We start from the raw sequence: 24,232 nt of genomic DNA, 5'->3' as shown, positions 1-24,232 counted from the left end.
ATATCTAATATCAAAAACTACCCAACAAATAAATGATTGTTAATTTTGGGAATGATTAATCGGTAATTCCGAGGGAGATAAGTATTACCGATTATACCTGACAACGTCCCAATTAATCGAGAATTATATGTAGTAAGTAGTCGGACAAAAGTAAAATTAACTCTTGAAATAGGGAGCAGGGAGCAGGGAGCAGGGAGCAGGGAGCAGAGGGGCTTTTGGCAACTTTACACAAGTTAATACAGCGATGCAGCAAGGGAACAGGGGGTTTCCCCCATGAGCGACTGCATCAAGAAGTGAGGTTTATTTTTGTCCAGGTACTTAAAAAAAATTAATAAAATATCTAAAATTTTATTAATTTCATCTCAACATAAAAAAATAGGAATTATGAACTATAGAAATACTATTCAGCGGATTGAAATCTTGTTAGTCGAAGACAATCCTGGGGACTTAGATCTAACTAAAGCTACTTTAAAAAATAGCAATATTCGCAACAATATCGAGACGTTTACCAATGGTAAGGAAGCTATGGCATTTCTACGTCGAGAGTCCCCTTATACTAAGGCACCCCGTCCCGACGTAATTTTGCTGGATTTGAATCTACCAGTGATGGATGGTCGTGAAGTGTTAGCACAGATTAAATCTGATCCAAAATTGAGTCTGATTCCAGTGATTATTCTCACTTCCTCAGATTCTGACCAGGACATCCTCACAAGCTACAAGCTAAACGCCAATGCCTACGTCACTAAGCCCTTTGAATTAGAGCAGTTTGTCAAAGTATTGAAGTCAATTGAAAACTTCTGGCTAAGTATTGTTAAACTGCCACCGAAAAATTAAGCATTGCCAATTCATGCTATAGCGTTTGTATCTGGTAATAGGTAATAGGTAATCGAGAATTGATAGTTGATGATTAGGGAGCATGTCACTTATGCAGAACATTTGTACGCTTATCTGGGTAATGGGTAATAGGTAATGGGTAATAATAGGTAATAGGGGGAGCATGTCACTATCGCCTAATATTTTTACCTGATCTATAGCCCCCTGATGGGTAAAAGCCAAGCTCATATGGTACTAAGTTGATCTGTTCTGCAACTAAGACCGGCTCAATTACAGAATTTTTAGTTTTTGTCAAGTAGTTCATTTGTTCGGCAAATTTGACCTGCTCCCGATGATTACCTATTACCTATTACCTATTACCTATTACCTATTACCCATTACCAAAAATGCCGAGACTATTTGATAACTGATTAATCGGACTTGATCGTAATAGTAAATTGACAATTAAAAAATTTTAATTGCTGTTAGTATACTACAAATCTTCACTGAGAACTTCATGGAAAGCAAACCCAGGGGCAGCTAGTACAAAGACAATGGTAGGAAGACCAGCAGTTTTTAGCTGTAAGCTTTCGTAATATTGAGTAAACTTATCGTCTGGTATAGCCATACCCATAAAGATTAAGTCAGCATCAGCGGATGACTCATGAAGAATAGTATTAAAAGAACGCCCTTCGGAAACCAGCACCTGACAAATAACCCCAATCCGCAACTGTTTCACCCAATTACTTAGGTTTGCCCGTGCTGCTTGAGCTGCTATTTCATTAGGAACCACCAACTTGAGGTAAATCTCAGCATTTTGCCACTTCAGGTCGCTGCGCAATAGATAGGCGAGGAGCAACATCAGGCTACCATTGGCTTGCTTACCGCCCCACCAAACATCAATCCGTTGACGACTACCGAAACCCTGCTCCCGATTTTCCCGCAGAATCACTACATTACGCTTTGCCTGGTGTATGTGAGTAATCAAGCGACAGTAAGGCTGGCGACGGCTAAGGGTTTCGTTATCCCCGAGTAAAACTGTATTGGGAACTAGTGGTCCTATACCGTAAGTGTCTACCAGTTGCCGGGCTCCGGTAAAGGGATCCGGTGCTGTTACCAAGCGCACTAGAGCTTGTACACTACGCCGTTCCAGATACTCACTGATGGTTTGTTCTAACTGTCTCTGCTTAGCAACACTATGGGAACTACTGGGTAAAATACTCGAAACGGTCACTAAACCGCGATTATGGGTCAGAGCATCGGCTAACTCTATCAAAGACCATCGTTTAGTGGGAGCTCCTGACAGCACCAAGATGTGGGGTCGCCAGTTTTTCGGATCAGGGTGATGACTAATCTGAAAAATACCAGTGCGCAACAGTGCCATCCAAATACCCCGGCGTACATCCCCCCAAGCCGTGCGCAGTTCCCGCTGCTGTAGCCAAAGGTAAACCCCTAAGACAATAACAGCTGCTGCCACTGTGGCAAAGGCATTGATCAAAAACATGACGATCAGGCAACCCAATGCCCCTAACAGTGACAGAAACCAGTTAACTTTAAAGGAGGGTCGGAACGAAGGACTTTGCAAAAAGCCCTCAATGGCAGCTGCTACATTCAACACCAGATAGGTGGTCAGAAAGAACATACTTAGCACTGGTGCAATGATATCTAATTGACCAAGGCAAACTGCAGCAGTAGCTATTCCCAAGGTTACAGCGGTACCAATCCGTGGTTCATCATCTCGTCCACTACCCGTACCTAGGAATCGCATCCAACGGGGTAATACCCCATCTCTAGCTAATGCCTGTAAAATCCGGGGAGCACCCAGAATACTGCCTAAAGCACTGCTGAGAGTAGCACCCCATACCCCGAGTAGGATTGACGGACCCCAAAATGCCATCTGCTTCATAATCAAAGGATTGGCAATTAGGGCATCTCCCCCTACCCGCATCGATAGAATAATTGGTACGATCATATAAACGGCATATCCTGTGCCTACTGCTGCCAGAGTACCGATGGGAATGGCGCGGATCGGGTTGCGTAGATCACCGGACATATTCACCCCAGCCATGATACCGGTCACGGCAGGGAAGAAGACAGCAAAGACACCCCAGAAGGATTCTTTGGAGGTCACCCACAGCTCAATATTAGCTACATCATAAGGATAATCATGGTTACCGACGAATAGAGCAATCAGGGATAGCACTATCGCAGCCATAATAAAGTATTGAATGCGGATGGCGAGGCTAGCGGAAGTCAAAGCCAGTATTGCCACTAAAATAGTAGTAATTAGCGCTACATAAAGCTGGTTGAGGTGGGGAAAGGTCTGAACTACGCTCTCGGCAAAACCAATAGTGTATAAGGCGACTGAGAGAGCTTGGGCAAAGTAAAGGGGAATTCCTACGGCACCGCCAGTTTCAATTCCTAGGGAACGGCTAATCATGTAATACGCACCACCAGCCCTAACAATGCGGTCAGTTGCGATCGCAGAAATAGACAGAGCCGTCAAAAAGGTAATACTGGTGGAGAGGGTAACAATGATTAGGGTACCCACTAAACCAACATTACCAAGTACCCAACCAAAGCGCAGGTACATAATAACCCCGAGGATGGTGAGAATCGACGGGGTATAGACCCCACCGAATGTTCCCAAACCTGAAGTTTTTTCCTGAGTAGGCTCGACAACAGGAGATGAGCGGCGACCAAACAGTAACTTCATATATCTAAAACACGAATATAGTGCATTAAGCTAATCTGACTATAGGGAATAGGGAATAGGGAACAGAGATTTTCATTCCTTTGGTGTGGGCGAAACGCCCATGGATTTCTGACTTGAAAAAGCCGTCGAGGCAAGCAAGTGCGAAGCGTCCTCGGTGAAATACCAGAGATGTTCATACTTTGTTCTTTGTTGTAAATTCATTTTTGATGGGGGTATAGCTGGAAAATTTTTCAAGTCCTTGGCAGACAATGTCAGTTGGTGAATTGATCCAGGTCCATGAACAACTCCACCAGTTCTACCCCCAAGCCACCGACATTGCAACTCAAGGATGTTACAACGTTGGTAGCCTGGGCTTTTGGTTCAACATTGGATCAATTTCACACCACAGGACTAACTGCTGTCATGGGGTTTTGGGCAAACAAGTAGAAACTGCTAATGAAACGAAGAGAACAGAAACGATAGTCTTTTAATCTGACAGTCTTTTAAGCTGACTACAGAATTAACTTGCTAAATTCCCAACTTTATGCACCCCAATCACGAATTTAAGACATTTTTTGCTCAATGACCAATAATTACCCAATATGGGTAATATCAACTCCGGTTAATCACTTCGTTGATCAATCCACTCTTCAATGTAGCGCAAGTGTGTTGTACTTAACCGGACAATTCTATGTAGAATTCTGTTGGGCTAGATAGTCAGCCCACAGCCTGCGATACCATTCAACTGTAGCGTGAATGACAATAAGCACTATGGAGCCTGATTCTCTACCGACAGAGTTAATTTTGACCCACCCACGTCAGACCATTGGCAATGTTCAACTGGATTGGATACCTCAACCCGGTAACTATCTCGACTTTAAAGGTAAAACCTACACAGTTTTAGAGCGCCACCACCGCTACTGTCTTAAGTCAGGGCGCTATCGTTTGCATAAAATTGCTCTGTATGTGCAGTCTTCTGGACACCCTAGTGAAAAAAGCCTGCTCCAGGGGCGTTGGGTGATTGGGGATGCCAGCTGCTATTTCAATGCTCACTCTGAATTGATTCGTTGTGCTGTCAATCCAGACGGACCCTGTGATTCTTGCCGCTTTTATGAACCCTTGAAAACCGGAACTGACTAACTAACTATTACCTAGAACTTCTCCTACTTCTAAACGCATACCATTGGCAAAATCCCAAGCAGATTGAGCACGTTTGCCAGCTAATTGCACTTGCTGCAACAACAACAGTCCATTTCCAGTTTTAATAATTGGACCGATTCCCTTCGCAATCTTTACAACTTCTCCAGGACGACCTGAACCAACATCAAGAGTAGACCACTCCTGTGAAGGCAACTCGGATAAGTAAGCCGAATCTAAGGGAGCAGTGGCACTGATTTTCAGAGATTTACCCCGAAATGAGGTAACGCAGTTTGGGAAAAATCCCCGAATCTGATTGTGTAACTCCAAGTTGGAGCGTGACCAATCTAGGCCATAATCTGACTTTTGAATCAGTGGTGCATAGGTAGCCTCAGAGTGATCTTGAGGAATTGCTTGGATTTCCTGTAACTCTTGCTTCAGGAGAGTTTCAATCAACAAATCAGCTCCCAAATTGCTCAGAGTTTGTGCCAAATCCTGGGCAGTATCCAATAGTCTGATTGGTGTATATGCTTTCAAGAGCATTGCTCCAGTATCCATTCCAGCATCCATCAACATCGTCGTGATGCCAGTTTGGGCTTCACCATTATATAGACACCACTGGATCGGAGCTGCTCCCCTATACTTAGGCAAAATTGAGCCATGTACATTGATACAACCTACCGTAGGCATATCCAGAATCTCTTGGGAGAGAATCTGCCCATAGGCAACCACCACAAAAACATCAGCCTTTACCTGCCTGAGCTGAGTTAGGGTTTCCCTATGCTTTTTCAGGCGCTGCGGTTGCCAAACTGGTAGTTTATGTGCTAATGCTATTGATTTCACTGGGGAAGGAATCAGCTGGTTACCACGTCCTCGACGCTTATCTGGCTGAGTCACCACACCCACCACCTCAAATTCAGGATGGTTCAACAAACCTTCCAAACAAGGTAGAGCAAATTGGGGAGTACCAAAGAATACAACTCGCATCTAGAAATTACCAATGACTAATGACTAATGACTAATGACTAATGACTAATCCACAGCAATTTCCACCCGACGATTACGTTGCTGATTAACCTCAGTATCATTAGCGACCAGAGGACGAGTTTCTCCGTAGCCAATAATCAGCCAACGGTATGGATCGTCTAAAGCACTACTAAGATACTGCTGAACTGCTTTGGCACGCTTAAATGAAAGGTTTCGATTCTCTTTGGCTTCGCGGGGGTTGTCGGTGTGGATAGCAATCCTGATTGTACTGCCGGGATAGGCTTGCAAATCTGTGACAATTTTCTCTAGGATCAAACCTGCTTCTGGGCGTAACGTACTTTTACTTTTCTGAAATAAAATATCACTGGGCAACGTGACTTTCAACTTGTCGGCAGCCGAGGCAGCTAATCGATTGCCATTGCTATTACCAACTAATGGAGCATCGCTACTTAGAGTCGATGGTTCCTTGAGGAGCAAAGTGATCCCTTGGATGCGCTTTTCGAGAGATTCATTCCCTCCCGAGGTTCCCAATTGAGTTTCCAACATTGTCACGTCCTCACTCAATCTCTTCAGTCGCTTGTCTAACTCACTTAGCTGAGCTTTGAGCTGGACTCTTTGAACCGGTGTCAATTGTTTTAGTAGATTGGCTTCCGTTGGTTCCCGAATTGAACTAAAATTGAAAAACCTTGATTCTCCCTTGTTATCCAGATGCTCCAGTAATTTTAATATCAGGGGTTTTTCTGGATTCGGGTTAGGGTAAGCATTGGCAACAACAATGCCAAATATCAAGGCCAAGCCACTCCCTACGCCTAGCAGTAGTAGCCTGAAAATTAAGATCAGTAGGCAGTTCAGTATACTTATTGAGGTTTCAGGTCTGTTATTGGTGTTGGAAGTAGCGGGTTGAGTCACACCGAATTTTGTTAGATCTCCTTCAACATAATGAGGCAGGATTCTCCAATTGTACTCCGTTAGGGGTCAAACGCGGGTATTTAACATTATATAAGAATTCAAGAAAACAAGGTTTAATTAAAAATGATTATCATAACACTAAACCCTCCAAACCAACCAGTTAATTCCAATCCCAAGCCTAACAACTTTTAACAACTTTTGTGTGAGGGCTACCCACTTCAGCCAAGACCTCTTAGGGGAAGGAAAGAGTGTTAATTGTTAATTTTTCCCTGGCTTATTTTCGTTGTCTGCCTTCGGTACCTTCATAGTGGAGGGTAATGGTAACTGACTGAGTCAAAGTGTAAGAAACCCCCTCCGTAATGCAGGGTCGGTAGGGCGAGTTGATCACTTTTGAGCCTTTTACACCTAAAGTTAAGGAACTATAGTCTAGTTTCTTGGGGTTGCTCCTCTAACTAGAAACGCTAATTAGTAACTGAAAGACCAATCAATGTTGAAAAGGCAATTGAGTTTAGCAGGATGGCTTAAAAATCAACCACTAGGACTCTTGTTAGCAACTTTGATGTTGATAACATCTAGCCTATTTGCTGAGAAAGCCAAGGCTAATGAATCCTTCGTAGCCAGTCAATCATCGGTGCTATCTTCCCAGCCTTTAAGGGAAGTAACAGAAGCTATCAAACCTGATCTAACCGAACCATACGTTCAGAGTGACCCACTCAATAGTCCTTATCCTATTCCTTGGAATTGGGTGTTGGAAACCCACGCTGAACTGGTTGCTAATCAGAGTTTTGGGTCTAGGTACTATCGCAGCCAATCACTAGTGTCTCCCGATGGCAAGTATGCTGCCTATAGTCGGATTCAACTACAAGCACAGCCGGAACTGTACCGCAGCCGCATCAGTAGTGTGATGTTTATAGAAAATTTGCAGACTGGAGATTTGCGCATCATAACTGCATCTTCTCCCTTAGCTAACCATATTAATGATGATAAATTAAGCGGCGCGATCTCTATTCTGATTCCGGTGTCTTGGACAGAGTCAAGCGATCGCCTTCTAGGGCGGCAATTTGAAGGTTTTTTTAATACGTCAGATGGTTCTGATTACGCAGTAATTTGGGATCGGAACCAAAATAAGGTGACCACCTTGGCTCCTGAGCGCATCCATTATACTAACGCACTGTTGCTAGGCTGGAGTCAAGCTAATCCAGATCAAGTCCTATTTCAGGCTGGTGAGTTGGGCAATGAGTATTGGCCAATGTGGTCTGTTAAACCCAATGGTTACACTGCTCTTACCTTTGAGGATGAACCGATGGTTTATGGTGAATCAGTAGAACACATTTGGTCTGGTGCCCAGGCACGCTGGTAATCCCAAAGGATGAAGGATGAAGGATAAATTTTCATAATTCATCCTTCATCCTTCACACTTCATAGTTTAGCAATTATCTTTGGTGTTGTGCTACCAATTTTTTTAGGTAAGAGTAAGCTTCTTCTGGTGAAAGAGTGAAGATTTGACCTTTGCATAGGATTTCGTACCTTCCTAAGTAATAACCATGTCCACCAATTAAACCCATCTTTGCGGCTTGATTGCCAAGCTTGGTTAATTCCTGTCGAATTGAATAGTCCAATTCTTCTATTGGTTGATCAATAACTTGATTAATAGTTTGTTCCTTCATGTTTGACCGCTCCTGGTTTATTTATAATACTGCTTTATGCACCCCATAACCCATCGACCTGGCGATAGCGGTCAACAAATTGGGCACTTGCCTGGATTAACTGCATGAATGTACTCACTTCCTGATTTCGGCCATCCCCGTTTATAGGATGCTTCTTCAGGTTTACCCCAACCTAACTGCAATATAATTTCCCAAAAGTTGTAATTCTTATATTCATAGAGATTTGCCCATTCCGTTTTTTGGGCGACCTCTTTTACATCATTGGGCATAATTTTTTGATAGTCTTTACCAAAATTAATACTTAGGTATAAGTCCATACCTTGGATGCCTGTATACCAAAACTCTAAGAGGTCAGCTTTGGCAGCTTTAAGGATTTTCAGGTCACTGTCTAGGGCCGCTAACTGCTCATCAATAGCAGGATAACGTAGAGTCTTTCCTTTCATAGTCAGTTCGCACCAAATAATGCCTGAAACTTGGTGTTGCCGTTGGTAGCTGTGAACTGCGGCTTTAAAGTCGTTATAAGCACTGAACTTTTGAATTCCCTCCGGTTTCAGAAAGCGATCAATCACAGGGTTACCAGACACCGAAGCTGCCAGATTAAGACGTTGCCCATTCATGCACGAACGACGTTCTTGAGCCAAAATTTCGATTAGCTCCTGTGTGCTGTAAACCTTGGACATCAGCACGGATGTTAACTGTACTTACAAATAGCTTAACCCGTAAACGTGACAAAAAAATAGGGTAAACGCCAATGGCAGTTCACTCATGACTAAAACAATTTTGTTCATGTTACGTTGTGGGAGTTTGATTGGATGGAGGTCTACCGCACTAAGCCAATTAAATCACTCTGATGTTAACTGAGCATTTATATCATTGACAGTGCGCAGCTTTAACTCTACAGATTCTGAACGGGGTAGTAAGTTAAACACTTCCCGAAACACATCATCTATCTGTTCATAAGGAACTTGTCCAATTTCGTTGAGTACTACCTCTGCATTTTGGTCAATCAGTACTGTCTGGGGAATTAAATCTTGGTAGTAGTATCCCGCTTCTGTGGGTGTATAGGTAGCATCGGCTAACAAAGTGTCGATGTTGACTGGAATAAAACTCGCTGCCCTACCATAAGGCTCCTGTAACTTAGAGATAGTCACAGAATATAGCTTGCAATCCCTACTGTCATCTACGTAGAACACCAACAAAGCTGGCTTTTCCCTGCGCAAAGAATCTTCTAAGGTAATTCGTGGTGGGACTATAGAGCCATTACCAGCATACAGAGCAAAAATATTACCATCAAAGCTGTCATCATCGAAACTCGCTAATGCTGATGGTGTTCCCAGTAGATACCAGCAGCTGAGTAAGCCGACAAGAATCAATAGGCATTTGGAAACAAATCTGCGCCTTACACAGCAACTATATGTAATAGTCCTGTATCGGAATCCTGCTAAACCTTCTATCATACGGAATTATTAGCCCTTATCTCAAATCCGAGGTGAATCCAAGTCCAAGGGTTTCAAAAATCGCAATAATCACTATAGCAATTGTAATTCAGTTGTGAACCCTAGTGCAGGCATATTGGCTGCACTACCAGCATAACTAGACTTAGGCGTACTTAGGCGTGAGTCAACCGGATGAATGATCAATGGTGATGAGGGGGTTTTCTCTCCCAGCAGAGAAATGCTACGGATGACTAACATCATATACTGCACCCACGCGATCGCATATACTGCACCCACGCGATCGCATTCATCACTGTATCACTGTCAGATCAGCAGGCGCGACCCAAGGGCAGTTTACCTGCCCATTGGAACGCGCGCCTTAGATTTCCGATCAGGGAAAATTATCAAAAATCCTCGGTTGCTGATGCCCAAGGCACAGTTGATCAGCAGAAGTGATGGGCAACACCACTCCAGCTAAAGGAATTGATAGTCAACTACCTCAACCCTTGCTACCACAATATCTAGGACTATACCAATTACTCTTAGGAGTAACAGTATTCGGTTCAGCGGTCAGGATAATCGTACCATCCTCCCCAACAGTCCAACCCTGAGCTTCCACTATTTTCTTCTTGGGACGAGTAGCAGTAGGAGTATTGGCAGTGCGACGTTTTCCTCTCATGGGTAAGTAACTAACCTCAGGAGTAGGAGTAGACGTAGTTTCTTCGATCTGGTCTGATTCAGTATCAAGGGTAATCCAATCCGCAAGTATAGACCGTTGATGGATTGGGTCTAGGGGACTCGGGGGTAAGCCACCTCGTCCAGTAACAATGAATTCACCCAGTTCATCTACAGCTACTTTTCCACTCCTGGGACAGTTGGCAACAATTAATGCTGAAGGGTCAACTACTGATGTTGGTAAGTTTTCAGGATCCTGTGCTGAGTTGGTAATATCCCTAGTCACAGGCCCAGATTGACCGCTGCTAAAGCTAATAGCTGCTATTTCACTATCATTATTCTCAAAAGCAAGGGATTCGATTATCTTTCCAGATGAGTCTGTAAACGCACTGGTATCTTCCAGTACTTTCATATTGAATAAGCCCTCGAGGGTGATGTCGATTCTTCCACCATCCCCTTTCTGAGCATTAGCAAATATATCGCTACCTTTGTCATCATTAGTTAAAGGCAGCGCTAGTAATACTCCACCTTCAATAGTGATATTTCCACCATCGACCCCATTTCCTGTAGCGCTAGCCAAAATTAGGCTGTTGTTATCGAGTATGATCACTCCTGGTACATTGATATCGATAGTTGCTGCATCTTTGTCTTCGGTTTTTTGTCCAGTAGCAGCTATAAGTTGGCCGTTGTCTAGGGTTAGAGACTCAGCATTAATTGTCAGTTTGCCAGCGACTCCTCCAACTACTACTTCCTGACTATCATCCTGCTTTATTTTTGGAAAACCAGTCTCTGTTAATTCTACACCGCTTACTGCTATTCGTGCTCCATTTTCGACAGTTAGCTTATCTGTTTCTAGTGTCACATTTCCTGCTCTACCTGTTTCGGTGGAAGCAGAAATTTCGCTGTTCTTTACTGTCAAGGTGTCTGAATCTAAGGTTATGTCACCACCTCGCATTTTTTCGGAAGTAGCAATAATTTACGCACTATCGGTTAGTTGCACTTGATCGGCATCAATGTTGATATCACCACCGTCAAATTCGCTTTCGCTTCGAGCATTTAAAACTCCACCATCTGATAGATTTAAGGTCTTTGTTGTTATGTCAATACGCCCTCCCTTCCCCTTAGCTCCTTTTTGAGTTTCAGTTACTATGCGACTTTGGTTTTTACCAGAAATTTCCACAAAATCGGTGGCATTGACTGTAATATTACCTGCTGGGAGTTTGCCCTTAGTCAAAGCTTCTAATTTCCCTGAATCTTTAAGGTATAGAGAGCGAGCTGTAATGGTAATGTTGCCAACGCCTCCTGGGGTGTTTTTCGCTCTTTCTGGGTTTCCCGCGTTAGGCCCTACGGCAGTTTTGATATCGCTATTGGTAAGCTCAATCTTATCTTTAACCGTTATCGAGATATTTCCAGGATTTCCCTGACTGTTTTTTAGAGTCTGAGCATCGATCAAGCTTCTATTGCTTAAGAATAGTGAGCCAGCTTCAATGATTATGTCGTTAGCATCACCTGTAGATCCTCTTTGGGATCTTATTTCAATTTGGGCTCGGTCTGTCATGATGAAGTCTCCCTCCACTATGATTGTAATCTTGCCCGCGTTTCCATCTCCTGATGTATTAGTATTTATGCCATCAGAACCTGATCTGTTAGGTCCAATCATCGTCAGTGACCCTACACGGATATCTACCGAACCAGCATTACCTCCAGCTTTTGACTTGCTTCCAGCAGCAATTCGAGCTCGACCTCTCTTAGATTCAGGATCCCTCGGATTGCGAGCATCAATTAATATAGAATCAGCTTCGATCTCAATGCCCCCGCTATCTCCTTTAGCTTTTTCTGTAGTGATACTCTCAATTTGGCTGCCGAATTTAAGCTCAACTGCTCCACCAGCCAATATCGTAATTTTTCCCCCGGCTCCATTCCCTTTATTTTCGATTTGAATTCTGCTGTTATCGGCAAGGGTAACATTGCCATCGACCTTTAATGATATATCCCTAGGACGACCCTTTCTTTGATTACGTTGTTGTGTTTGAATGGTACCTTTATCTTTCAGGAGTACATCGCCACTCACATCGATAGTAATGCTTCCGCTATCACCATCTCCGTCTGCTCTGGTGGAAATTCCTGGTGTTGGTTTTTCAGATTCAATCATCAGGGAACCGGTGGTAATTTCAATACTTCCTCCTGGTCCACCTTTTTTGTCAGTGAAGGTAAAGATACCATGCTGATTATTGCCACTAGAAGCAATAATCGAAACTGAGTCATCAGCGGTAATAATAATATCACCGCCTTTCTGATCATTGACGTTAGTTACGGTGAATATTCCCTGCTCTCTTCGAGCCGTTTCTATTGTCAAAGAGCCAGTGTCGATAGTGATTTTTCCGCCTTCTCCACCTTCTTGCTCTGTTGTAGTAAAGATTCCCTGGCGTTTTTCTCTAGCAGTAGACTTAATTAATACTGAGTTATCAGCACTTATAATAATATCACCACTTTGATGACCATTATTCTCAGTTTTAGTAAAAATACCCTGATCTCGATTAGAGGTTTCTACTTCCAAAGACTCAGCAATAATCCTAATGTCACCACCATCAACATTGCTATCTTTGGCTACGAAAGTTTCTATAGCGCTATTAGTAACTCTAACATTCCCTTTCTTGACAGCATCAGGAAAATCTAAACCCAGCTTGTTACCGTCTCTAGTCAATGCTACTTGTCCCGGTGCGCCCAATCCCGCTAACAGAATATTCCCACCTTGATTGGTGCTAATCTTACTATCTTTAACCTCAACATCACCACCAAGTAACAATAGGTTATTAACCGCCAGCTTCTCTAACTTGGCTTTACTAGTATTAATATCACCCGGAATTTGATTAAAGAAAAACACATTAGGATTAACTCTCAACAATGGCGACGGAGGCTCAGGATTAGAGGCACTAAACACTCCTTGATTCCCAAACCCAATCCCATCAGCAGTGGTGCCCACAAAGGAACCGGATACATCCAGCTTGGCTTTATCCCCAAAGAAAATCCCCTTTGGATTAATCAAGAACAAATTTGCTCCACCATCGACACCCAAGGTTCCTAAAATATTGGAGGGATTCGCACCAGTTACCCGAGAAATAATATTTTCAATCCCAGCTGGATTAGCAAAATAAACTCTTTGTCCATCTGTAACATTAAATTCTAAAAAGCTATGGAACAAGTTGATATCTCGGATTGCTCCTCCTTTAATTAAATCAACAATTTTCCCATTTATCTCACCAGAGCCCAGGTCTAGCAAAGACCTTTCGGCTGGTGGTAAAGTAGTATCAGGAGTAATCTGAGCATGAGCTTGGTTTATTGGAAATGCGTACGCTCCACTAATCCCTAAACATAGCGCTAAACCTAACTGAGTGTTATACCGTTTCAATACATCTAATGCCATCGCAAAGATTTCTCCTAATCCTGGGGAGGGTGATTTTACTGAACTTAAGGTTAATCAATTTATTTCCATGGATTAACTTAATTTTGATTAACCTAGTTTTGATTAAGCGACTGACAGCTGATCAGTTTGATTGATAATGGCTTGAGACTATTATTCTTTGTGGAAATAATAATTTCAGTTATTATACACCTATAGGTGGCAGCTATTGATGTAAAGTTTTGTTAATTCAGATTAACTAGGGCTACAGGGAATGCTGATCCAAAGCGCACCTATCCAAAATTGTTGAAATTTTCGATAGTGAATTAATTGGACTGAAGTCATATAACCTAGCGCTATAGTTAATAGCCGCTTAATCTTTAATAAGCGCTATAGTTGCTGAATCAGATGCTTCAACGGAGCAGCTGTGGGATTGACCGTTCGCACAGCGTTGGGCTTTGCCCGTGCATGTCACGCTACGGGATAGAAAGCAAACGGGATGCTCTTAAGGCCAAAGGCCACGCTACGCGAACAGAGCCGCTACGCGATCGCAAACACTCAGCCTGGATACTGTGATTAGTTGTTAGTTGTAATAACAACTAATACCCCATAGAGGCGGCAAGTAAGAGAAATAATGATGACTCGTAATTTACTATTAAGTTTGGGAGTGTCAGCACTAGGACTAGCTTTTACTCCCTTTGGAGCCAGTGCGTTTACGTTTGTTGGTGAGCTCAGTGAAACAGAGTTCCAGAACCTAGCTCCCGAGATCTCCGTGTCTGCCGAGAGTCGTTTTGGATCTGGAACAATAGGAGGAAACACCTTCGAGCTAGATATCCACAAGGTTAACCCTAGTGGTGGTTTTGCTAACTTAGATCAGAAAGAATTTAATTGGGTCAGTGGTGAAGCCGTTGATTTCTTACTGGAGTTCGATGGTATTTCTCAACTCACCTATACCGTTGGTGATGTAGTTCTTTCCTCTACAGTTACAGAGGATAACTTCTCAGATTTGTTTATACGGACTAGTGCTCGTAAGGATAACAGCAGCATTGTACTGAGCAACTTGATGTTAACCGATAGTGCGATGTCTGCTAGTCTTCCTGACGCATCCAATGTTTGTAGTAATCCTAATGATTGCGGTTTTTTTGATGCACAGTATTTACACATCAGTAACGTTTTAGGTGCTTTCAGCCTCACTGGTCAATCAACTATGACCTGGTCAGAAGAGAATCGGCCCACACAATCTCGACTAGCATATCAGGTTAAATTAGTGGCTGGTGAGCCCGGAGACAAGCCCCCTGTTGATGTACCAGAGCCAGCTACGATGTCTGTGTTTTCCCTAGGTGTTATTGGTTTGGTTCTAACTGGTAGTCGTCGCCGCCATCAGCTTGGAGTTCAGCGATAATTTTTTCGATCTTTTTCTTAGCATGATCTTGGCTGTACAACCTAGGAGAGAATGACTTGACAATAGCAATAAAATCCTGCATCAACTCGTCTTTAGAATTATCCACTTGGTTGACAATTTCTAACTCAATACCTAAACGAGACAGCAGAATCTCCAAGTAATTGATGCCGAATCTACCCAGGCTGTCTTTATGCTCTACTAGTAAAATGTCGTAGCCATCAGAATTCAGAAGAGTGGCTAATTGTTTACGATTATCGTTGAGTCCACTTCCTACTTCTTTGATAATTTTGACAATCGTGTAACCTTTAGCGATCGCATACTGTTGAAGACGTTGGACTTGAAGCTCAACCTCTGACTTATGCTCAGCAGAGGAGACTCGCCCATAGATAGCAACTCGTTTGGTGTTTGATGGCTGGGTTTTCTGTTGAGGGAAGTACTCAACGATGACTGAGCCACTTTCAGTTTGGAATGCTGGATGAGGCAACTTACCTGCCTTCCACCATCTCCAAGCCGTCTGGTAGCTTACTCCCATGTGTTTGGCATAGTCTTTGAGTCGCATCTGTGGTAATCACCTCCCTGGTGAGAGATTACCACAGATGTTTGCTTATGACTATATTTTATGAATATATATTTATGACTATACAATCAAGACAAATAGATAGAATCATCAACAGTAGCCAAAATAGTCTGCCCAATCAGGAAAATTGGCCATGAGTAGAAAACCATTTCAAATCCGCTTTCGATAAGGTACCAATAGAGGGGCGGGCTGGTGCTTTCGATATGGATTTTGTAGGAGTATGGCTGGTCAGCTCACTGCTGAGAACAGATCCTCTTGGCTTTCATCTGTTCGGTGATGCTTATCTTCCTGTTGGTCTGCCTAGTTACAGGAGTCGTGTTATTATACACCAATCAGGCTCAGAGTTTAGGGTAGTGGGGTGTGCGGTTACCTTGATTCTCGAGGTGAGATTCGTTACCCTGGCACCGCTTACTGACTCTAACTAAACCGGAGGGAATGCTTGGCTTCGCTGCAAAGCAAGCGCTTCGGATTGGCTTAAACATTGGTCTATCTAAAAGCATTTCAAGGATACTGCTGTGGCCTCCCCTTGTCACTGGATGGCCCTGCACGATCATGGTGCCAACAAGGGGTGAGGTTTTTCCCGAGACTTGAGCAATTTTGCATCTACTTGATAGACTGGGGGATCCCATGAGATAATAGTAAATTGTGTTTAATTGTAATATTTGAGTTCTTAGAAAAAAAACTATGGCAAGTAAGAAAGGTGTCCGAATCGTTATTACTCTAGAATGTACGGAATGTCGCAGTAACTCCAATAAGCGTTCGGCTGGTGTTTCCCGCTATACCACTAGGAAGAATCGCCGTAACACAACATCACGTCTGGAACTGAAGAAATTTTGCCCCCATTGCAACAAGCACACAATTCACAAAGAAATCAAGTAGATTTGGTCCTTGGTCATTTGTGAATTGAATTTTTTAAGTCAAAATGGACTATTGACAAAGAACTAAGGATCAAAGAACAAATGACTATAATCAGTAACCAGTAACCCAAATAACCAATAACCAATCATAACCAATCATGACTTACTTTCGTAAACGTCTCTCTCCGATCAAACCCGATGAACCGATCGACTATAAAGATGTTGAGTTGCTGCGCAAGTTTATCACTGAACGGGGAAAAATCCTACCCCGCCGCATTACTAATCTAACGACTCAACAACAACGAAAGCTAACCACAGCCATTAAGCGAGCAAGGTTCTTGGCTTTGCTACCCTATATTAATAAAGAAGGTTAAGGTGAACAATCACGGTCTTCCTCTGGGATATTTCCCGTGTGAAGAATGAAATATCAAATAAGAAGGATGAAGGATGAAGTATGAGGGATGAAATGGGGTGATCGATGCCTAAGGAGCGGGATGCAGCAGTGGCCTCACGGGGATTTACCCCACTCGCGCTCTGCATTAAAACATGGTTAACTGAAAACTTGCGACCCAACCAGGAGTTACACTGACCACTGACCGCTGAGCACTGACCACTGACCACTGACAAATTCAGACTTCAGACTTCAGACTTCACACTTCAGAGTTTAGACTTGACCCCCTCGGCTGAGTTGGGCATCTCAACAACACAGGATAGACTGGGGGGAGGTGGATTTGGTAAACGCTACCCGGGTTATCAGAACTGGTGGAAAAGGGAACACTAATCGAATTTCGCTTACAAGGAGAACGCCATCTCGCCGTTGTCGATCGTCCAGAAGGCAAGAACCACTTGATTGCTTTGGATCAACGGGGGAAACTGCACAAGCTCCATCCTCGACAAGTCACCTACGCAGTGGCAGATTCTACTTATAAGCCATCAGAAATACCAGAGTTTCTCGCTCAAGTACAACCCTATCTAGACCCAGATAGCTTAGAATTAGCCTGGGAATTACTGGTGGAAGAAGGAGAGGCGGTTACCTGTGCTGACATGGCACAGTTATTATTTTCTGAGCAAAGTCCACCCCAGTGCTATGCGGCACACTGTATTCTCTTTGAAGACAAAATCTATTTTAAACAAAAAGCACAAATCTATGAACCCCGCTCCGCTAGCATGGTGGCTGAAATCAAGCATCAACTGGCAGCGGCTCAATCAAAGCACCAGGAACAAGCAGAATTTTTGAAGCGAGTACAACAAAAGCTAGGGGGTGAGGAAGTAGAGTGGCTTGATAGCGATCGCACTCGCTTTGATGCTCTAGAACGGTTCGTTACTGAACCAGATAAACCCTCTCGTGCAGTTCAGGAAACTCTGGAAGCACTAAAACGCCATCAAAACCCAGAAAATGCCTTCGATTTGTTGATAAATCTGGGTTTGTGGCGTCCTCACCAAAAGTACTTGCTGCGTCATAAAATCCCAACTCAATTTCGTCGTGAGGTACTTGAATTGACCCAGCAATACCTGGCAAATCCTCCTACTGACCCAGATTCAGATCGTTTGGATTTAACTCATCTGAAACTCTACACCATAGATGATGAAAGTACCCAAGAAATAGATGATGGGTTGAGTATAGAAGATCTAGAGGATGGCACTCAGCGTCTGTGGATTCACATCGCTGACCCAACCCGCTTGGTAATGCCAGGGGATAACCTTGACCTAGAAGCACGACGGCGTAGTACTACCATATATCTACCCACAGGCATGATTCCCATGTTCCCATCGGAACTGGCAACTGGTCCGATGAGTTTAGTTCAAGGTAAAGTCTGTGGGGCACTCAGTTTTGGCGTGATCTTGGATGAAGATGGTGCCATCTATGACTATCAGATTCACCCCAGCCTGATTAAACCTACCTATCGCCTGACTTATGAAGATGTAGATGAAATGTTGCAGTTAGGGGTACAGGCAGAAACAGAACTGTTTGCGATCGCTAACTCGGCTGTGCGTCGGCAAAAGTGGCGCAAGTCTCAGGGGGCGATTAGCATCCATATGCCAGAGTCAGTAATCAAGGTGGGAAATGATGAAAAAATTACCATTGAGGTGTTAGAAGATTCACCATCACGGCAAATGGTGGCAGAAATGATGATTCTGGCAGGTGAAGTGGCTGGACGCTATGGTCAACTCCATCAAATTCCCCTACCATTCCGAGGACAACCCCAGCCAGAACTTCCTTCCCAAGAAGAACTGCTGCTATTGCCAGCGGGTCCAGTGCGGTTCTGTGCCATGCGTCGGTGTATGCCTAGAAGTGAAATGAGCATTACCCCAACACGCCACGCTAGTTTGGCTTTGGAAACTTACACCCAGGTAACCTCTCCGATCCGCCGCTACACTGACTTAATGACTCATTTCCAGCTGAAAGCTCATCTACGGGGTGACCCCCTACCCTTTGAAGCTGAACATTTGCTCGAAACGATGCAGAGTGTAACCAGAACAGCTAAGGACGCTAGTGAAGTAGAACGTGATACCAACAAATATTGGGGATTGGAATATTTACGGCGTCACCCAGATCAGGTTTGGCAAGTATTAGTACTCAGTTGGTGGCGAGAAAACGAGAATAAGGGCAACATTCTCCTAGAAGAGTTAGGTCTAGAATTGCCCATGCGTTTCCAGCGTTCGGTTAAATTAGGCGATCGCTTACACGTCAAAGTCAGTCACGCTGATCCCCGTAAAGAAGTTATTCATTTTCAAGAACTAGCGAACTCAGAGGCTCAGCTTGCTTTTAACTCCAAGCTAGAAGAGGGCTCAGCTTCTGCTGTCAACAGGTTCGCGTAAATCCCTTTTCTTTTCTAAGGCTTGGATGTAAGCAGTTAATGATGTCAAGAAACATAATATAGTGTTATTTAACAATGTTATTGAATAGTGTTATTTAATTATGTCCACCTACTTACCAGTTGGATATACACTCCGATTGTAAAACTAGAAAGCTTGCTTTGATGTCTCGACATAAGTACAAGAGATTAAAACACCAAATCACCTGGCTACCGAGCCGTTGGTACTTCTGCCTATCTTTGGCTATTACCATTCTGCTGGGATGGGTTGGTGTAGCAGCAGCACAAGATAGTAACACGAATAATTTCACTAACCTGTCTACTATCTGGTTGTTAGTTTCATCTTTTCTAGTCTTTTTTATGAATGCTGGCTTTGCCATGTTAGAAGCCGGGTTATGTAGACGGAGAAATGCGACTAATGTCTTGGCTAAAAATTTAATAGTTTTCTGTATATCAGCCTTAGCCTTTTGGCTAGTTGGCTTTGGCTTAATGTTTGGTGATGGCATCACTTACAGTTGTGTTCCAGGAGAAAATACTAGTTTAAGTTTAGTGGGTCAAAAGGGGTTGTTTTTTAATCTTCCCTTTCCCCAATTTGGAAATCTGGGTTTTCCAGAATCAGGATTTAATTGTCTCAATAAAGATTGGTCTAATCACTCCTTTGCGGCTCTATTTTTATTTCAGTTAGTCTTTGCTGGAACTGCAGCCACTATTGTTTCAGGAGCTGTTGCTGAACGGGTTAAATTCTGGGCATTTCTGCTATTTAGTTTTTTCCTGGTTGGTTTTATCTATCCCCTAACGGGTCACTGGGTTTGGGGACACTATGGTTGGCTAGCCAAGGCGCTAAAATTTCAGGATTTTGCCGGTTCAACTGTAGTCCATAGTGTTGGTGGTATGGCTGGCTTGGTAGGGGCTTGGCTACTAAAGCCACGACAAGGTCGTTTTGGCTACAATTTAAGAACAGATAGATATGAAGGTCTCGAAACTGAAAAGTTCTCTTCCGATAATCTGGGTTTAGCCACTTTAGGCTGCTTAATTCTTTGGCTGGGCTGGTTTGGCTTTAATGGCGGCTCAGCAAAGGATCTCGATTATGTAGCCAATACCATCACAATTACCATGATGGCAGCAGCAGCTGGTGGAATATCCAGCGTATTTTTTAGTCCAATTATCCTGGGAAAACCCAGTCTAGCCTCAATTATCAATGGTATTTTAGGTGGGTTGGTAGGAATTACAGCTTCAGCTGCTTTTGTCGATATCAGAAGTGCATTTATAATTGGCTCGATCAGCGGTATTTTTGTCCTTTTAGGGGAATATTTTCTACAAGTTTGGAAAATTGATGACCCCGTAGGTTCGGTTCCTGTTCACCTTTTCTGTGGATTTTGGGGAACGATTGCCTTAGGAATCTTTAGTAGCAATAGTTCTCTTTTGTACTCAGAACTTGATGTATATGACGATCCATTATTACAAGTGTTGTGTCAGTTCTTAGGCTGGCTGATTATTATCATTGTAACAGCTCTATTGAGTTTAGTAGGTTGGCTATTAGTTAGCCTAATTTTATATTATGCAAGCCAGATAAATGAGCGGATTAGCGGCAAACAACGCCATCGGAAACAATTCCGTGAAACCCAATATTTTCAATTAGGAGAATTTATCTTAACTATTTTTGAAATTTCTCGTCGAGGGATAAGAGTATCTTTGGAAGAAGAAATCAGTGGTAGCGATGGAGTTTTTTATAATCCTTAGACTCTGGATTATCAGTAAATAAGTAAATAGCTAAGTCTTGAAAAGTAGGAAATAACAGAAAGTTATCTTGACTAAAAATATCTAGAATATTAACTTATATTAATTAGTTAGTTAAATGCTTGCTAAAAATCCATACATTTCCTATTCCCTGTTACCTGTTCCCTGTTTTCAATTTAACAATTGATTAGCCCAAATATTTAGAAGCGGGACAATCATATTTCATTAGATAGTTTTTCAACCAATTAGCATAATTATCATTATTCCGACCCCATCGACGGAAAAAACGTGAAAGAGATTTTTGTCTAAACTGGTAGTAACCCTGTGATACTTGACAAAGATTTATAGTAGCTTGCTTGAATTCCCCTTGACTAGCTAGCTCTTCTATAGCATAGGAAAACTGCAATTTATCTAACATTAACTGACATAGCTTGGGAAAAGTATTATTTTGACTCTTTATCTTTCTAAGTTGCTCGATTTGTTCTTTTCTGTTAGTAAATTGACGTCTGCATATGTCCTCAGAAGCCAGGTTTTTTAGTTGATCGTCTGCTCTTCTAGAACTAGTACACTGAAATACGCCAAAGGTAATGACTAGAAACAATGCGATCAAGCCACCCCAAAAGCTAATAGGTGATGGGATTCTGCTAGCTGATGGGGTAGACAAGGTTGTGGCTTGGTCTGGCTCTAAAGGTACTACAGTTAATCGGTTGGGATTGTCAGTTGTTAGATCTCGGTGTTTGGAATAGTCAGTTGTTGGATCTCGGTGTTTGGGCTCGTCAGTTGTTAGATCTTGGTCTTGAGTAACTGGGGTGATTGGTAGGTTAGGAAAAGCGATGGCGATGGCTTCATCAATAGCGTCTGTGGTCAGCTCAGATGCCAGCCAAAAGTCTGTACTGGTCAACTGTGCTAACTCTTGAGCTACCCAGGTGTGATTAAAAACAGCCTCATAAATACGGTTAGAAACTTTGAGATTTCCCCCCTGGTTAATCACCACACCGGAGTTGAGCAACACTTTTTGTTCCCAACTGTCATTTGCCATCATGACTCCCTGCAAAATCTTCTGATACAGCCGCAGGAATTGTTCTTCGAGCAAGAAACTACGAATATCTTGCAGAAGTTCAGCGGCTTCCTGAGTTTCCCAATTTTCAACGAAGTGAGTTTTAACGAGTTCTTCGACTTTAAGAGCTTCATCACCAACAGGGATGGGAGATTTAGAGTCAAGGATAACTTGACAAAGCTTCTGGGTCAAAAAAGGCTGAGAGCCAGTCCATGCCAGTACCTCGTCTAACACAACATCAGGGTTGCTCAGATGCTCAGCCAATGCGGGTTTGAATGGTTCGAGGAGTTTAGCCACCTCAGGTTTATCCTGCTCAGACGTCATTTAATTCCTTGTGTATTCCAGACTATTTTTCCTTCAAACATATTTTGTGATAGTCTTAGATTTTCGATCAAGATTAACAAGGAATTTCTATGACCTACAAGCCAGGTTATCGGTAAGATATAGGGTGTAAACTACATGTCCACTACATGTCCATTACATCCAACCCCTCTGATGGCATAACCTTTCCCCCATAGGACTTAACTACATCTTCAAACAAGGGCATATCATCCTTTGGGATTTCCACTACTACTACCATTTTGGCATATTCCTCTGCTCCTTCTTCCTTGTATTCTATTTGCTCGAAGGGCAGGTCTGTTGTCCAATCGTCTAAATTGCTATTAATCATAGGGATGTTGGGCAACAGTTCTTCAACTGGGATAGCGCGAGGTTTAAAAGGTAGATCGACGCAAAATCGAGGCAGTGCCTGATGAGAAAAATTAACGAAATCCACGGGATTGATAAACACGACTGAAACTTGGACTTTCATAATCTATGCTATGGTATTCAATCTATTGACACTGACTTGAATTAATACATCATAGCAAAGATGAGCAGTAAGCTTACCCCCGGCTGTTGGCATAGCCTACAGCCAGGCATAGCACGGGGGCTTTCGCCCAGGCAACAGGCGCGTTGGTTTTCAGTAGCCCTAGCTAACAAACGCGCTTAGACTCCCAATTAATTGAGCCTAAGGGTTAAGGGCTGAATCTCTAGGTCGGCTTACTCTACGAAAACCCGTAGCTTTTACAACCGAGTCAATTCCCGGATGGCTCCATTGAGAATTGAGAATTGAGAATTGAGAATTGAGAATTTAAAATTGGTATTTCTTGATTCTTGATTCTTGATTCTTCAACATTGATCCGATTTACGTATCACTCGCAGATACTAACCTACTGGCCTAGCCGTTTTCTCCGGAGCTAAGAGTGCCTTGGCTAATTTCGACCTATATCTATTATACTTTACTGCGCTTAAAACCGCGCTTGCGCTTGATCCCGGCTCACTTTGTGACATGGCTTCCGCGTCCTTTGTTTTTTACGTGAGACGGCCTGTGACTTCCAGTAATCCCAAATCTGGGTCTAATACCCCCGTTAACCAAACTGGTAATATGAACAGTATGTTGTATCGTAATGACTCAATTTAGGAATTGATGCCTGGTGAATAAAGATGTATCAAGGGGTTTGGTTTACGAGTTCCAGCCTCATCAGATTATTTGCTTAGAGCATGACAATACTCGTTTATACGCTGAAGTCATCGAATTTGTGTCATCCCGACAAATGTGTTGGGTGCGTTCTATGGTATTGGTGACCTTAGAGGATAGTCAAGAGCGTTTGGCAGCGGAACCCTCTGAACACCTCACTCTTTACGACCTACGCTCTGGACCGGATTTACTTTGGCCAGCGAGTTTATTACGACTAGCCTTAGATACTGAAGTAATTCCTCTGTTGGTTCGGTTAGATGACCCAGATGTCAATGTAGAAAGTGACCCTGCTGCTCGCCAGCAACTAAGTTATTTTATCTGTGCAGTTTGGCAAGCTTATCCGGACAAGTTCTAAGTTTTGTTAGGAGTTAGTCGGTAATAGGACAATGCCCACCTCCATGGTGATCTGATCACGACTTAAGCAGTAGCAAGTCAGAACCCTTAGGAGAGTAAACTAAAGTTGTAGCGGTTTTGCCACATGTAGCTGTCAGAGTTTGCCGCAACCCTAAAAGTTATGGCTAAAAGTCATGGACTAGTTACCAAGCCTC

The 24,232-nt window shown here is 43.0% G+C and carries 24 protein-coding genes; 11 read left to right on the top strand and 13 right to left on the bottom strand.

Annotated features, from left to right (window positions below; genetic code table 11):
- Positions 1-112 precede the first annotated feature (112 nt).
- On the bottom strand, positions 113-253 hold the full coding sequence (locus BJP34_RS41980) for a hypothetical protein (protein WP_158516921.1): 141 nt from the start codon (positions 251-253) through the stop codon (positions 113-115).
- A 131-nt stretch (positions 254-384) separates the two neighbouring features.
- Here BJP34_RS41980 and BJP34_RS01020 point away from each other — a divergent pair, with 131 nt between their 5' ends.
- Positions 385-834, top strand: coding sequence for a response regulator (locus BJP34_RS01020; RefSeq protein WP_070390722.1), 450 nt, complete (start codon positions 385-387; stop codon positions 832-834).
- A 472-nt stretch (positions 835-1,306) separates the two neighbouring features.
- Here BJP34_RS01020 and BJP34_RS01015 read toward each other — a convergent pair whose 3' ends face one another.
- Positions 1,307-3,529: an amino acid permease gene (locus tag BJP34_RS01015; protein ID WP_070390721.1), complete on the bottom strand. Its 2,223-nt coding sequence runs from the start codon at positions 3,527-3,529 to the stop codon at positions 1,307-1,309.
- Positions 3,526-3,705, bottom strand: a complete 180-nt coding sequence (locus tag BJP34_RS38360; RefSeq protein ID WP_149030724.1) for a hypothetical protein — start codon at positions 3,703-3,705, stop codon at positions 3,526-3,528. The genes BJP34_RS01015 and BJP34_RS38360 overlap by 4 nt, the downstream gene beginning before the upstream one ends.
- 72 nt (positions 3,706-3,777) lie before the next feature.
- Between BJP34_RS38360 and BJP34_RS41975 the strand changes: the two genes are divergently transcribed.
- On the top strand, positions 3,778-3,999 hold the full coding sequence (locus tag BJP34_RS41975) for a hypothetical protein (protein ID WP_070390720.1): 222 nt from the start codon (positions 3,778-3,780) through the stop codon (positions 3,997-3,999).
- A gap of 280 nt (positions 4,000-4,279) precedes the next feature.
- Entirely contained in the window at positions 4,280-4,648 is a 369-nt protein-coding gene (locus tag BJP34_RS01005) for a DUF6464 family protein (RefSeq protein WP_070390719.1), read from the top strand.
- Here the strand turns inward: BJP34_RS01005 and fmt are convergent, their stop codons facing one another.
- Complete coding sequence (gene fmt / locus BJP34_RS01000) at positions 4,649-5,632, bottom strand: methionyl-tRNA formyltransferase (RefSeq protein ID WP_070390718.1); 984 nt, start codon at positions 5,630-5,632, stop codon at positions 4,649-4,651.
- 45 nt (positions 5,633-5,677) lie between these two features.
- The gene (locus BJP34_RS00995) at positions 5,678-6,421 is read right to left on the bottom strand and encodes an OmpA family protein (RefSeq protein WP_229424198.1); all 744 of its coding nucleotides are present in this window, start codon (positions 6,419-6,421) and stop codon (positions 5,678-5,680) included.
- 607 nt (positions 6,422-7,028) lie between these two features.
- On the opposite strand from BJP34_RS00995, the gene BJP34_RS00990 reads away from it, so the two are divergent.
- Complete coding sequence (locus tag BJP34_RS00990) at positions 7,029-7,901, top strand: hypothetical protein (RefSeq protein ID WP_070390716.1); 873 nt, start codon at positions 7,029-7,031, stop codon at positions 7,899-7,901.
- 73 nt (positions 7,902-7,974) lie between these two features.
- On the opposite strand, the gene BJP34_RS00985 is transcribed toward BJP34_RS00990, so the two are convergent.
- The 3 genes from BJP34_RS00985 to BJP34_RS00975 all read right to left on the bottom strand — a co-directional run bounded on the left by BJP34_RS00985 (position 7,975) and on the right by BJP34_RS00975 (position 9,581).
- Positions 7,975-8,208 (bottom strand): hypothetical protein, encoded by a 234-nt coding sequence (locus BJP34_RS00985; protein ID WP_070390715.1) that lies wholly within the window; start codon positions 8,206-8,208, stop codon positions 7,975-7,977.
- Between the two features lie 71 nt (positions 8,209-8,279).
- Positions 8,280-8,888, bottom strand: a complete 609-nt coding sequence (locus BJP34_RS00980; protein WP_070390714.1) for a hypothetical protein — start codon at positions 8,886-8,888, stop codon at positions 8,280-8,282.
- 162 nt (positions 8,889-9,050) lie between these two features.
- Positions 9,051-9,581, bottom strand: coding sequence for a thylakoid membrane photosystem I accumulation factor (locus BJP34_RS00975; protein ID WP_070390713.1), 531 nt, complete (start codon positions 9,579-9,581; stop codon positions 9,051-9,053).
- Between the two features lie 310 nt (positions 9,582-9,891).
- Here BJP34_RS00975 and BJP34_RS38355 point away from each other — a divergent pair, with 310 nt between their 5' ends.
- Positions 9,892-10,122, top strand: a complete 231-nt coding sequence (locus tag BJP34_RS38355) for a hypothetical protein (protein ID WP_149030723.1) — start codon at positions 9,892-9,894, stop codon at positions 10,120-10,122.
- 21 nt (positions 10,123-10,143) lie between these two features.
- On the opposite strand, the gene BJP34_RS00970 is transcribed toward BJP34_RS38355, so the two are convergent.
- A complete protein-coding gene (locus BJP34_RS00970) occupies positions 10,144-11,274 on the bottom strand; it encodes an S-layer family protein (protein ID WP_070390712.1) in 1,131 nt (376 codons plus the stop codon).
- 21 nt (positions 11,275-11,295) lie between these two features.
- The gene (locus BJP34_RS00965; protein ID WP_070390711.1) at positions 11,296-13,743 is read right to left on the bottom strand and encodes a filamentous hemagglutinin N-terminal domain-containing protein; all 2,448 of its coding nucleotides are present in this window, start codon (positions 13,741-13,743) and stop codon (positions 11,296-11,298) included.
- Positions 13,744-14,353: 610 nt separating this feature from the next.
- On the opposite strand from BJP34_RS00965, the gene BJP34_RS00960 reads away from it, so the two are divergent.
- Positions 14,354-15,121 (top strand): PEP-CTERM sorting domain-containing protein, encoded by a 768-nt coding sequence (locus BJP34_RS00960; protein ID WP_149030722.1) that lies wholly within the window; start codon positions 14,354-14,356, stop codon positions 15,119-15,121.
- Here BJP34_RS00960 and BJP34_RS00955 read toward each other — a convergent pair.
- On the bottom strand, positions 15,063-15,680 hold the full coding sequence (locus BJP34_RS00955; RefSeq protein WP_070390709.1) for an IS607 family transposase: 618 nt from the start codon (positions 15,678-15,680) through the stop codon (positions 15,063-15,065). The two genes, BJP34_RS00960 and BJP34_RS00955, sit on opposite strands and share 59 nt — an antisense overlap.
- Positions 15,681-16,382: 702 nt before the next feature.
- On the opposite strand from BJP34_RS00955, the gene rpmG reads away from it, so the two are divergent.
- The 4 genes from rpmG to BJP34_RS00940 all read left to right on the top strand — a co-directional run bounded on the left by rpmG (position 16,383) and on the right by BJP34_RS00940 (position 21,111).
- The gene (gene rpmG / locus BJP34_RS35815; RefSeq protein ID WP_083304933.1) at positions 16,383-16,577 is read left to right on the top strand and encodes a 50S ribosomal protein L33; all 195 of its coding nucleotides are present in this window, start codon (positions 16,383-16,385) and stop codon (positions 16,575-16,577) included.
- A 136-nt stretch (positions 16,578-16,713) separates the two neighbouring features.
- Positions 16,714-16,929 carry a 30S ribosomal protein S18 gene (gene rpsR, locus BJP34_RS00950; RefSeq protein WP_008191262.1) on the top strand — a complete coding sequence of 72 codons (216 nt, stop codon included), beginning with the start codon at positions 16,714-16,716 and terminating at the stop codon, positions 16,927-16,929.
- Between the two features lie 388 nt (positions 16,930-17,317).
- Positions 17,318-19,375 (top strand): ribonuclease catalytic domain-containing protein, encoded by a 2,058-nt coding sequence (locus tag BJP34_RS00945; protein ID WP_070390708.1) that lies wholly within the window; start codon positions 17,318-17,320, stop codon positions 19,373-19,375.
- Positions 19,376-19,536: 161 nt separating this feature from the next.
- Positions 19,537-21,111: an ammonium transporter gene (locus tag BJP34_RS00940; protein WP_070390707.1), complete on the top strand. Its 1,575-nt coding sequence runs from the start codon at positions 19,537-19,539 to the stop codon at positions 21,109-21,111.
- Positions 21,112-21,295: 184 nt separating this feature from the next.
- On the opposite strand, the gene BJP34_RS00935 is transcribed toward BJP34_RS00940, so the two are convergent.
- Positions 21,296-22,489, bottom strand: coding sequence for a hypothetical protein (locus BJP34_RS00935; protein WP_070390706.1), 1,194 nt, complete (start codon positions 22,487-22,489; stop codon positions 21,296-21,298).
- A gap of 142 nt (positions 22,490-22,631) precedes the next feature.
- Positions 22,632-22,976 carry a hypothetical protein gene (locus tag BJP34_RS00930; protein WP_070390705.1) on the bottom strand — a complete coding sequence of 115 codons (345 nt, stop codon included), beginning with the start codon at positions 22,974-22,976 and terminating at the stop codon, positions 22,632-22,634.
- Positions 22,977-23,640: 664 nt separating this feature from the next.
- On the opposite strand from BJP34_RS00930, the gene BJP34_RS00925 reads away from it, so the two are divergent.
- On the top strand, positions 23,641-24,039 hold the full coding sequence (locus tag BJP34_RS00925; protein WP_070390704.1) for a hypothetical protein: 399 nt from the start codon (positions 23,641-23,643) through the stop codon (positions 24,037-24,039).
- Positions 24,040-24,232 lie beyond the last annotated feature (193 nt).

This window comes from Moorena producens PAL-8-15-08-1, assembly GCF_001767235.1.
Classification (GTDB): Bacteria; Cyanobacteriota; Cyanobacteriia; order Cyanobacteriales; family Coleofasciculaceae; genus Moorena; species Moorena producens_A.
This window is presented reverse-complemented; position numbering and strand designations above follow the sequence as displayed.